Origin of the sequence: Pseudoxanthomonas composti (assembly GCF_004122095.1) — a bacterium.
Lineage (GTDB): Bacteria > Pseudomonadota > Gammaproteobacteria > Xanthomonadales > Xanthomonadaceae > Pseudoxanthomonas_A > Pseudoxanthomonas_A composti.
Genome location: NZ_SAWZ01000003.1, coordinates 129,699 through 140,422, shown reverse-complemented (window position 1 = coordinate 140,422; position 10,724 = coordinate 129,699). Strand labels below are relative to the sequence as shown.

Annotated in this window: 9 protein-coding genes; 5 read left to right on the top strand and 4 right to left on the bottom strand. The window is 68.4% G+C overall.

Annotated elements, in window-relative coordinates; genetic code table 11:
• Positions 1-13: 13 nt before the first annotated feature.
• Positions 14-688: a response regulator transcription factor gene (locus EPA99_RS07120; RefSeq protein ID WP_129470519.1), complete on the bottom strand. Its 675-nt coding sequence runs from the start codon at positions 686-688 to the stop codon at positions 14-16.
• Positions 689-822: 134 nt separating this feature from the next.
• Complete coding sequence (gene acs / locus EPA99_RS07115; RefSeq protein WP_129470518.1) at positions 823-2,766, bottom strand: acetate--CoA ligase; 1,944 nt, start codon at positions 2,764-2,766, stop codon at positions 823-825.
• Between the two features lie 257 nt (positions 2,767-3,023).
• Here acs and EPA99_RS07110 point away from each other — a divergent pair, with 257 nt between their 5' ends.
• Complete coding sequence (locus tag EPA99_RS07110; RefSeq protein WP_129470517.1) at positions 3,024-4,466, top strand: DcaP family trimeric outer membrane transporter; 1,443 nt, start codon at positions 3,024-3,026, stop codon at positions 4,464-4,466.
• Positions 4,467-4,594: 128 nt separating this feature from the next.
• The gene (locus EPA99_RS07105; protein ID WP_129470516.1) at positions 4,595-6,256 is read left to right on the top strand and encodes an MFS transporter; all 1,662 of its coding nucleotides are present in this window, start codon (positions 4,595-4,597) and stop codon (positions 6,254-6,256) included.
• Between the two features lie 248 nt (positions 6,257-6,504).
• Here EPA99_RS07105 and EPA99_RS07100 read toward each other — a convergent pair whose 3' ends face one another.
• Positions 6,505-6,831, bottom strand: coding sequence for an EF-hand domain-containing protein (locus tag EPA99_RS07100; protein WP_241688306.1), 327 nt, complete (start codon positions 6,829-6,831; stop codon positions 6,505-6,507).
• A 56-nt stretch (positions 6,832-6,887) separates the two neighbouring features.
• Positions 6,888-8,096: a DesA family fatty acid desaturase gene (locus EPA99_RS07095; protein ID WP_206733714.1), complete on the bottom strand. Its 1,209-nt coding sequence runs from the start codon at positions 8,094-8,096 to the stop codon at positions 6,888-6,890.
• Positions 8,097-8,196: 100 nt separating this feature from the next.
• On the opposite strand from EPA99_RS07095, the gene EPA99_RS07090 reads away from it, so the two are divergent.
• From EPA99_RS07090 to EPA99_RS07080, 3 genes are all read left to right on the top strand, one after another.
• Entirely contained in the window at positions 8,197-9,003 is an 807-nt protein-coding gene (locus tag EPA99_RS07090) for an ABC transporter ATP-binding protein (protein WP_129470514.1), read from the top strand.
• A gap of 79 nt (positions 9,004-9,082) precedes the next feature.
• The gene (mutM, locus tag EPA99_RS07085; RefSeq protein WP_129470513.1) at positions 9,083-9,895 is read left to right on the top strand and encodes a bifunctional DNA-formamidopyrimidine glycosylase/DNA-(apurinic or apyrimidinic site) lyase; all 813 of its coding nucleotides are present in this window, start codon (positions 9,083-9,085) and stop codon (positions 9,893-9,895) included.
• 239 nt (positions 9,896-10,134) lie between these two features.
• Positions 10,135-10,704 (top strand): ECF-type sigma factor, encoded by a 570-nt coding sequence (locus EPA99_RS07080; RefSeq protein ID WP_129470512.1) that lies wholly within the window; start codon positions 10,135-10,137, stop codon positions 10,702-10,704.
• The last annotated feature ends 20 nt before the right edge of the window (positions 10,705-10,724 follow it).

The window sequence follows — 10,724 nt, the reverse complement described above, 5'->3', positions numbered from 1 at the left end:
GAGCGGCTGATGCTCAATCTTCTTCCGGCGGCGGGATCAGACCATCGGGGTCCACCGACAGGCGGCCGGCCATCAGCACGGCCTGGGTGCGGTTGATCACGCCCAGCTTGCGCAGGATGGCGGTGACGTGGGCCTTGATGGTGGCTTCGGACACGCCCAGGTCGTAGGCGATCTGCTTGTTGAGGCGGCCGGCGCCCAGCATCTGCAGCACGCGGAACTGCTGCGGGGTCAAATCGCGCAGGCGCTCGGCCACTTCCTGCTCGTCGCGGCCGATGGCCGGGGCGTTGTGCGCTTCTTCAGGCGCCCAGCGCTCGCCATCGAGCACCTGGCCGATGGCTGTACCGATGGTGTCCGAGTCCACCGACTTGGGGATGAAGCCCAGCGCGCCATGGTCCAGCGCGCGGCGCATCACCGCCGGCTCCTCGCGTGCGGAGACCACCACCACCGGCAGCTCCGGGTGCAGGGCGCGCAGGTGGACCAGGGCGTTGAAGCCGTGGGCGCCGGGCATGTTGAGGTCCAGCAGCAGCAGGTCGGCGTCCGGATGGGCATCGACCAGCGTGTACAGCGCATCGACGCTGTCGGCCTCGTGCAGGGTGGCGTCGGGAAGGACCCGCTGGACGGCGCCTCGCAGCGCCTCGCGGAAGAGCGGGTGGTCGTCGGCGACCAGGATGGTGTTGGCTGGGGGCATGTGGATCACGTTACATGAAAACCATGGTGACGCACCGACGAAGTGGCAGGCCCTCCCAAACCCGCCACTTCGTCCAGCTCCCTCCCAGGAGCCCCGCGCGCCTGTGCGCTGCGGTGGGCCGTCATGCGTTGAGGCTACTTGACCTTGCGCTCGCTCACCAGTGAATCGACCACCGACGGATCGGCCAGGGTCGAGGTGTCGCCGAGCTGGTCCGGCGCGTTCTCGGCGATCTTGCGCAGGATGCGGCGCATGATCTTGCCCGAGCGCGTCTTGGGCAGGCCCGGGGCCCACTGCAGGTGGTCGGGCGAGGCGATCGGCCCGATCTCCTTGCGCACGTGCGCCACCAGCTCCTTGAGCAGCGCCTCGCTCTGCTCCTCGCCGGCCACCAGGGTGACGTAGGCGTAGATGCCCTGGCCCTTGATGTCGTGCGGGAAGCCCACCACCGCCGCCTCGGCGACCTTGGGATGCGAGACCAGCGCGCTCTCCACCTCGGCCGTGCCGATGCGGTGGCCGGAGACGTTGATGACATCGTCCACGCGGCCGGTGATCCAGTAGTAGCCGTCCTCGTCGCGACGGCAGCCGTCACCGGTGAAGTAGCTGCCCGGGTAGGTGCGGAAGTAGGTGTCGATGAAGCGCTGGTGGTCGCCGTAGACCGTGCGCATCTGGCCCGGCCAGGAATCCTTGATGACCAGGTTGCCTTCCGCGGCGCCTTCCAGCTCGGCGCCGTTGGCATCGACCAGCGCCGGCTGCACGCCGAAGAACGGCACGGTCGCCGAGCCGGGCTTGAGCGCGGTGGCGCCGGGCAGCGGGGTGATCAGGTGGCCGCCGGTCTCGGTCTGCCACCAGGTGTCCACGATCGGGCAGCGCGAGTCGCCCACCACCTCGTAGTACCAGCGCCAGGCCTCGGGGTTGATCGGCTCGCCCACCGTGCCCAGCACGCGCAGCGAGGCGCGCGAGGTCTGCTTGACCGGGCCGTCGCCCTCGCGCATCAGCGCGCGGATCGCGGTGGGAGCGGTGTAGAAGATGCTGACCTTGTGCTTGTCCACCACCTGCCAGAAGCGCGAGACGTCCGGATAGTTGGGCACGCCCTCGAACACCAGCGCGGTGGCGCCGTTGGCCAGCGGCCCGTAGACGATGTAGCTGTGGCCGGTGACCCAGCCCACGTCGGCGGTGCACCAGTAGATGTCGTCTTCCTTCAGGTCGAACACGACTTCATGCGTGTAGGCGGCCCACAGCAGGTAGCCGGCGGTGGTGTGCAGCACGCCCTTGGGCTTGCCGGTGGAACCGGAGGTGTAGAGGATGAACAGCGGGTCCTCGGCATTCATGCGCTCGGGCTCGCACTCGGCGGGCTGGCCGTCCACCACGTCGTGGAACCAGCGATCGCGCGGGGCCTGCATGTCCACCGCCCCGCCGGTGTGGCGTACCACCAGCACGGTCTCCACGGTATTGGTGCCGGGCAGCTTGAGCGCGGCATCGACATTGTGCTTCAGCGGCACCTTCTTGCCGCCGCGCAGGCCTTCGTCGGCGGTGATGATCAGCTTGCTGCCGCAGTCGGACACGCGGTCGGCGATGGAATTGGCGGCAAAGCCACCGAACACCACCGAGTGCACCGCGCCGATGCGCGCGCAGGCCAGCATCGCCACGGCCGCATCGGGAATCATCGGCAGGTAGATGGTGACGCGGTCGCCCTTCTTGACGCCCAGGTTGCGCAGCGCGTTGCCCAGCTTGCACACGCGCTCGTGCAGTTCGCGATAGGTCACGCCGTAGCTGGGCGTGTCCGGGCTGTCCGGCTCGAACAGCAGCGCGACCTTGTCGCCGCGCTCGGCCAGCTGGCGGTCCAGGCAGTTGACGCTGGCGTTGAGCTCGCCGTCGGCGAACCACTTGATGCGGAAGTCTTCCAGGGCGTAGCTGACGTCCTTGATCTGGGTCGGCTGCTTGAACCACTCCAGGCGCTGCGCGGCCTTGGCCCAGAACGCTTCGGGCTGCTCGATGGACTCCCGGTAGGCCGCTTCGTAGCCGGCCTGGTCGACGAGCGCCTGCTTGGCGAACGCGGGATTCACGGGGTACAGATCGGTCATTGCAGCCTCCAAAAACACGTGCATGAGTGGGGTAGAAAAACGCCTGAACCTGCCTTCCAAGCAACGCGATCAGTGTGCCGTATTCACGCGTTGCGCGGTGCAGCAGAACGCTTAGACCATGGTCGCAAGTTGCGGATTTATCGACCAAAGATGCATATCCGGCGGCAGGAAGCCACGCGCAGTCTGCTGCCATTCCGCAATGTGATGCGGATGTTTCCGTCCGCTCGACGGCGACTTTCAAACGCTAGGGGATCGACATGACTTCACGTATTGCATCGATGGCAAGACGTCCGCTGGCCTGCGCATTGACGCTGGCCCTGATGGCGCCAGGCGCCGTGCTGGCGCAGACCGCCAAGGAGAAGGAGCTGGAAGCACGTGTGGCCCAGTTGGAAGCCATGGTGCAGACGCTGATGGAGCGCCAGCAGGCGCCCGTCGTGGCCGCCCCGCCGCCACCGCCGCCGCCGCCGAGCGGGCCGGTGACCTCCGCGCCGCCGGGCGTGGCCAGCACCACCCAGCCCAAGTTCCCCGGCACCCCGGGCAGTGGCCCGGTGGCGCAGCCGGTGGCGGTGCAGCCGCAGAACAAGCCGATCCAGGGCATCACGCTCACGCCTGGCGCCAATCCCAACACCACCATCCGTTTCGGTGGCTTCCTCAAGGCCGACTTCCTGACCACCAAGACCTACGACGGCGCGCTGGGCGAAGGCGCGGTCGGCCGGCTGCTGTACATCCCGCAGCAGACGCCGGTAGGCGGCAAGGCCGGCGGCATCGATACCGATTTCCACGCCAAGTTCTCGCGCTTCAACGTGGGCGTGGACACCATCACCGAAGACGGCAACCGCATGACCGGCTTCATCGAAATGGACTTCTTCGGGTCGGACAACGTCTCCAACCAGATCAACAACCTGCACGGCAGCACGCTGCGCCATGCGTATCTGTCCTGGAACAACTGGCTGGCCGGCCAGACCTGGTCCAACTTCATCGATGCGACCAACTTCCCCGAAGCGGCCGACATCCTGGGCCCGACCGACGGCGTGCTCTTCAGCCGTCGCGCGCAGATCCGCTACACCAAGGGCGGGCTGAGCCTGTCGGCGGAAAACCCCGAAACCCTGACCAGCGCCTACAACGGCGGCGGCGCGACCCTGGCCTCCGATCGCGGCGGCATGCCGGACCTGACCGTGCGCTATGCCTGGAAGGGCGACTGGGGCACCTTCGGCATGGCCGCCATCGCCCGTGAGTTCGCCACCCAGACCGCGCTGACCGACGACACCGCCTTCGGCGGCGCGGTCACCGCCGGCGGCAAGTGGATCCTCAGCCCCACCAACGCCATCAGCTACCAGGCCACCTACGGCAAGGGCATCGCCAGCTACATGGGCCTGGGCAGCGGCCCGGACGTGGAAGTGGATGCCCAGGGCGACCTGCATGCCATCGACACCGTCGCCGGCTGGGTGGGCTGGAACCACAAGTTCACTCCGACCCTGCGCAGCACGATGATGTACTCCATCGTGGACATGGACCGCGACATCGCCAACACCGGGCCCATGGGCACCACCCGCATGCAGAGCCTGCGCGCCAACCTGTTCTACTCGCCGCTGCCCAAGATCGATATCGGCGCCGAGGTGATGTACGGCCGTCGCAACGTCGTCAGCGGCGCTTCTGGCGACATCTCGCGCCTGCAGTTCACCGCCAAGTACAGCTTCTGATCGCGCACCGGGCGCGGGTCGCCGGCGGCACCTGGGAGGGATGCCGCTGACGATCCGCCCCCACTCACGCCGGCGCGCGCCGGCACCATCGGTCTCGCACGCGTCATCGCTTCGGAGGGGAAGCATCCATGTCCAGCAGCGCCATCCCAGGCGGCCACAAGGCCGCCCTCACCAAGGGCCACAAGAAGGTCATCTTCGCGTCCAGCCTCGGCACCGTCTTCGAGTGGTACGACTTCTTCCTGTACGGCTCGCTGGCGGCCATCATCGCCAAGCAGTTCTTCAGCGGCGTCAATGAAACCACCGGCATGATCTTCGCCCTGCTGGCCTTTGCCGCCGGGTTCTTCGTGCGCCCGTTCGGTGCGGCCTTCTTCGGCAGCCTGGGCGATCGCATCGGCCGCAAGTACACCTTCCTGGTCACCATCCTGATCATGGGCATCTCCACCTTCCTGGTGGGCGTGCTGCCCAACTACGCCTCGATCGGCTTCGCCGCGCCGGTGATCCTGATCATCCTGCGCCTGGCCCAGGGCCTGGCCATGGGCGGCGAGTACGGCGGCGCGGCGACCTACGTGGCCGAGCACGCCCCCGACGACAAGCGCGGGCTGTACACCAGCTTCATCCAGTGCACCGCCACGCTGGGCCTGTTCCTGTCGCTGGCGATCATCCTGGCCTGCCGCTACACGCTGGGCAACGAGGCCTTCGAGGCCTGGGGCTGGCGCATTCCGTTCCTGGTGTCGATCATCCTGCTGGGCGTGTCGGTGTGGATCCGCCTGCAGCTGAGCGAGTCGCCGCTGTTCCAGCAGATGAAGGCCGAGGGCAAGGGCTCCAAGACCCCGTTCCGCGACAGCGTCAAGGGCGGCAACCTCAAGCTGATGCTGCTGGTGCTGCTGGGCGCCACTGCCGGCCAGGCCGTGGTGTGGTACGGCGGCCAGTTCTACGCGCTGTTCTTCCTGAGCAGCACGCTCAAGGTCGATGCCACCGTGTCCTACCTGCTGATCGCCGGTGCGCTGCTGCTGGGCACGCCGTTGTTCATCTTCTTCGGCTGGCTGTCCGACCGCATCGGCCGCAAGAAGATCATCCTGGCCGGCTGCCTGCTGGCCGCGGTGACCTACATCCCGCTGTTCAAGGGTCTGACCCATGCGGCCAACCCGGCGGTGGAAGAAGCCCGCGCCAAGGCCCCGGCGGTGATCGTGGCCGACCCGGACACCTGCAGCTTCCAGTTCGATCCGGTGGGCGTGCGCAAGTTCAACAGCTCCTGCGACATCGCCGCCACCGCGCTGACCAAGGCCGGCGTGCCCTACAGCGTGCAGGCCGCCCCGGCCGGCACCCTGGCCAAGGTCAACGTCGGCAATGCGGAAGTGACCTCGTTCGAGGGTGAGGGCCTGGCCTCGGCCGACCTGAAGGGCAAGACCGCCGACTTCGGCAAGTCGCTCAAGGCGCAGCTGAGCGCGGCCGGCTATCCGGAGAAGGCCGATACCGCGCGCATCAACGTGCCGATGGCGCTGTTCTGCCTGTGGGTGCTGGTGGTGTACGTGACCATGGTCTACGGCCCGATCGCCGCCTATCTGGTCGAGCTGTTCCCCACCCGCATCCGCTACACCTCCATGTCCCTGCCCTACCACATCGGCAATGGCTGGTTCGGCGGCTTCCTGCCGGCGATCTCCTTCGGCCTGGTGGCCGGCACCGGCGACATGTACAAGGGCCTGTGGTATCCGATCGGCATCGCCCTGATGACGCTGGTGATCGGCGCGCTGTTCCTGCGCGAGACCAAGGACGTGGATATCACCAAGTAAGCTTTGGCGTCATGTCTGGTGCAGAAGGCCGCCCCAGGGCGGCCTTCTGTTTGTCTGGGCAGTTGGGCAAACAGCGGGCAGGCCCGCGGGCTCGCCGATGATGGATGCAAGCGCGCCATCCATGTAGGGTGGACAACGCGAAGCTTGTCCACCGAGGCGTCCGTGGCGGATAAGCCTGCTACACCGCTACGCCCACCCCGTCCGTGACGCGGTGGCGGTGGTGGATGGAAGCGCGTCATCCACCTTACCTACTGCGGTGGCGCGGCCAGCTCCTTGGCGCTCAGGTAGCCATCGCCGTTGACGTCCTGCTTGCGGAAGGTGGCGGTCAGGCGTGCGCGGTGCTGCTCGCGCGTGATCGGCTTGCCGCGGCCGCCCGGCAGCTCATCGGGCGAGAGCACGCCATCGCCGTTGCGATCGCGCGCATCGAAGCTGTAGCTCATCCATGCCAGATACTCCTCCAGGCTGACCCGGCCGTCGCCGTCGCGGTCCATCCGCGCCAGGTAATCGCCGGTGGCGGTGACCTGGGCCCACGCCAGACAGGGCAGACAACCAAGTATCAAGAGAAGTGGGCGCATGCGCGATTCTAGGCATCGCCCGGCCGTCGCGACAGGGCGTGCGAAGAGCGCGCCCATCACTGCGCCAGCGCATACCCACGCAGGCGCGCCGCATAGTCCTGCAGCACGCGGATGCCGCTGGCCTCGGCCTCCTGGCACCACTGCTGCAGCTGGCGCAGGCGCTCGGCCGCATCGTGGCTGCGCGCCTCCAGCACGGCGGCCAGGCGGCGGCGGTGCTCGACCAGGGCGTGGATGCGCGGATGCTGCTCCACCCAGCGCTGCATCTGTTCGCGCGCATCGGGCTTGAGCCAGCGGCCGTCATCGACCAGGCCGCGGCGCAGGCGTGTGGGCAGCCACGTGCGCAGCTTCGCACCGGCCTGCGCGGCCTCCTCGCGCAAAGCCGGGACCAGCACATGGCGCTGATACTCGGTCATGGCGTGGAAGCGGTGCGCCAGCAGCGCCTTGAGCGTATCTGCATCGGGCACGTGGATGTTCGGCCGCAGGTCCAGGCGCGGCGCCACGCGCAGCACCTTGGCCAGGCCCAGCGCGGCCAGCACGCGGATCGCCGCCCAGCCGATGTCGAACTCCCAGCGCCGCATGGAGAATCGCGCCGAGCTGGGGAAGGCGTGGTGGTTGTTGTGCAGCTCCTCACCGCCAATCCACACCGCCCACGGCGTGAGGTTGGTCGAGGTGTCGGCCGATTCGAAATTGCGATAGCCCCACCAGTGGCCCAGTCCGTTGATCACCCCGGCGGCCCAGAACGGGATCCACGCCATCTGGATCGCCCACAGCGCGATGCCGGGCAGGCCGAACAGGACGAAGTTCATGACGAACAGGGCCAGCGGGCCCAGATTGGCGTGCGGCGTGTACAGGTGCCGCTCGATCCAGTCCTCCGGCGCGCCCTTGCCGTACTGGGCGATGTCCGCGCGCTCGCTGCGCGCCTGGCGGTAGAGCTCCACGCCGTTCCAGAACACCCGGCCGATGCCCTTGATACGCGGGCTGTGCGGGTCTTCCTCGGTCTCCACCTTGGCGTGGTGCTTGCGGTGGATGGCCACCCACTCGCGGGTGATCATCGAGGTGGTCAGCCACGTCCAGAAGCGGAACACATGGGCGATCGCCGGGTGGAAATCCACCCCGCGATGCGCCTGGCTGCGATGCAGGTATAGCGTCACCGCGAAAATGGTCAGCTGCACGAAGCCCAGCCCCACCAGCACCAGCTCCCAGGCGCCCAACCCGGCCACGCCGCCCACCAGAAACCCGACCCACTCCATCTCCACCCGTCCCATGCCGTGCCCCTCCCGTGGGCGTGGCCGTCATAATGGGGGCTGCGCTTTCGGACTTCACCCGTCGTCGCCGTATGGTGTTGATGACGGCCAGCTTGCCTTCATGACAGACATCCCACAGACCGCGCCGCTGATCGAACTGGACCACGCCACCGTGATCCGCGGCACCGCCAGCGCCCTGGACGCGGTGTCGCTGCGTATCGACCTGGGCCAGCACACCGCCCTGCTGGGCGCCAATGGCTGCGGCAAGTCCACCTTCATCAAGCTGATCAACCGCGAGCTGTACCCGCTGGCCCGCGAAGGCCAGGCGCCGGTGCGGCTGATGGGCCAGGTGCGCTGGCGCACCCAGGACCTGCGCGCGCAGCTGGGCGTGGTGACCAGCGACCTCACCGCCGACCTGCAGTCCATGCCGTCGCTGACGGTGGAAGACGCGGTGGTCACCGGCTTCTTCGCCAGCTTCGCCCTGCCCATCGATCTGCCGGTCACCGCCGAGCATCGGACGCGCGCGACGCAGGCGCTGGCGCAGGTCGGCGCCTTGGACCTGGCAGCGCGCGAGGTGGGCGAGCTGTCCACCGGGCAGATGCGCCGGGTGCTGATCGCGCGGGCGCTGGTGCACCGGCCCAAGGCGCTGCTGCTGGATGAGCCCACCGCCGGCCTGGACCTGATCGCCCAGCGCGACTTCACCGGGCTGATGTCGCAGCTGGCGCGCGAGGGCATCACCCTGGTGCTGGTGACCCACCACATCGAGGAGATCGTGCCGGAGATCGACCGCGTGGTGCTGCTGCGCGCCGGCACGGTGCTGGCCGACGGCAGCCGCCAGGCGGTGCTGACCGACGCCCTGCTCAGCCAGGCCTACGGCGGGGCGCTGAAAGTGCGCTACGACAACGGCCGCTACTTCGCCAGCAGCTGAGCGCAGCGCACGCTGCCGCTTGGACCGTCCGCCGGCACGCCCCATGTTGATCGGCTCCCCCTGCTGAAGGCCCACACCCGTGCCCGAACTGCCCGAAGTCGAAACCACCCGCCGCGGCCTGGCCCCGCACGTGGAAGGCCGACGCGTGCGCGCGGTGACGCTGCGCCGCGCCGACCTGCGCTGGCCGATCCCGGAGCAGGTGTCCCAGCTGTTGCCGGGCCAGCGCATCGGCCAGGTCGGTCGTCGCGCCAAGTACCTGTTGCTGGAGACCGAAGCTGGCGCGGCGGTCCTGCACCTGGGCATGAGCGGCAGCCTGCGCGTGCTCCCGGCCGACACGCCACTGCGCACGCACGACCATGTGGACATCGCCCTGGACTCGGGCCAGGTGCTGCGCTTGAACGATCCGCGCCGCTTCGGCTGCCTGCTGTGGCAGCCGCCGGGCCAGACCCACGAGCTGTTGCGCGACCTGGGCCCGGAGCCTTTGTCCGAGGGCTTCGACGGGGACCTGCTGTTCGCCCTGAGCCGCGGCCGCAGCGCGCCGGTCAAGAGCTTTCTGATGGACCAGCGCGTGGTGGTGGGCGTGGGCAACATCTACGCGGCCGAAAGCCTGTTCATGGCCGGCATCTCGCCGCTGCGGGCCGCCGGCAAGGTCTCGCGCGAGCGCTACCTGGCGCTGGCCGCTGCGGTCAAGTCGGTGCTGGCCTATGCCATCGGCCGCGGCGGCACCACCCTGCGCGACTTCATCAGCCCCGACGGGCTGCCCGGCTACTTCGAGCAGGAACTGTCGGTCTATGGCCGCCAGGGCCAGGCCTGCCTGCGCTGCGGCCGTGCCCTGCGCCATGCCAGCATCGGTCAGCGCGCCAGCGTGTGGTGCCCGGGCTGCCAGCGCTGAGGCATGTAACCGATTTCTTCATGTGACGGTGTCGGGCCATCAGGTCGTCGGCCATGTGCCGCACTTGCGCGCGCCCGTGAGCGCAAGGCCCGCGCGCCAACGCATTGCCACCCAGGCAATGCGCCTCCATGCCGCTGCAAGCGCGGCGATCGACGCTGTGGTTCCGTGTGCGAGGTTCGCGCGCGCGTGACCGGTTGCCGCTATAGTCGCCGCTCGTTAAGTGGGGAAATCACATCAAGATGGACGAGGCTGCCGATATCACCCTGTGGCTGGGATCGGCGCGCGAGGGGGATCGCGCCGCACTCGACCGGGTCCTGACCACGCTCTATCAGGAGCTGCACACCATGGCCCGGCGCCAGCTGGCCGGCCAGCAGCACCAGACCCTGGACGCCACCGCCCTGGTCCACGAGTCCTATCTGAAGCTGCTGGGCAGCAGCGGCGCGGCGCGTTTCGACGACCGCGCGCACTTCTTCGCCTACGCCGCCTCGGCCATGCGCAGCGTGGTGGTGGACTACGCCCGCAGCCGCCTGGCGCGCAAGCGCGGCGGCGACCTCAAGCGCGTGGCCGAGATCCCCGAGGACGTGGAAGGCGGCTTGCGCCTGGACGAGACCACGCTGGCCTTGAACAGCGCGCTGGACCGGCTGGCCAACGTCGACGAGCGCCTGGCCAAGGTGGTGGAGCTTCGCTACTTCGCCGGCCTGTCCGAGCTGCAGATCGCCGAACTGATGCAGCGCTCCGAGCGCAGCATCCGCCGCGACTGGCAGAAGGCGCGGCTGTTCCTCATGGCCTCGATGGGGCATGAGGAATAACGCCCCGCCCCTGCCTTAAA

Excerpts from the sequence above, each read along its gene's own strand:
- EPA99_RS07120 (WP_129470519.1), bottom strand. The coding sequence starts at position 688 with ATGCCCCCAGCCAACACCATCCTGGTCGCCGACGACCACCCGCTCTTC.
- acs (WP_129470518.1), bottom strand. The coding sequence starts at position 2,766 with ATGACCGATCTGTACCCCGTGAATCCCGCGTTCGCCAAGCAGGCGCTC.
- EPA99_RS07110 (WP_129470517.1), top strand. The coding sequence starts at position 3,024 with ATGACTTCACGTATTGCATCGATGGCAAGACGTCCGCTGGCCTGCGCA.
- EPA99_RS07105 (WP_129470516.1), top strand. The coding sequence starts at position 4,595 with ATGTCCAGCAGCGCCATCCCAGGCGGCCACAAGGCCGCCCTCACCAAG.
- EPA99_RS07100 (WP_241688306.1), bottom strand. The coding sequence starts at position 6,831 with ATGCGCCCACTTCTCTTGATACTTGGTTGTCTGCCCTGTCTGGCGTGG.
- EPA99_RS07095 (WP_206733714.1), bottom strand. The coding sequence starts at position 8,096 with ATGGGACGGGTGGAGATGGAGTGGGTCGGGTTTCTGGTGGGCGGCGTG.
- EPA99_RS07090 (WP_129470514.1), top strand. The coding sequence starts at position 8,197 with ATGACAGACATCCCACAGACCGCGCCGCTGATCGAACTGGACCACGCC.
- EPA99_RS07080 (WP_129470512.1), top strand. The coding sequence starts at position 10,135 with ATGGACGAGGCTGCCGATATCACCCTGTGGCTGGGATCGGCGCGCGAG.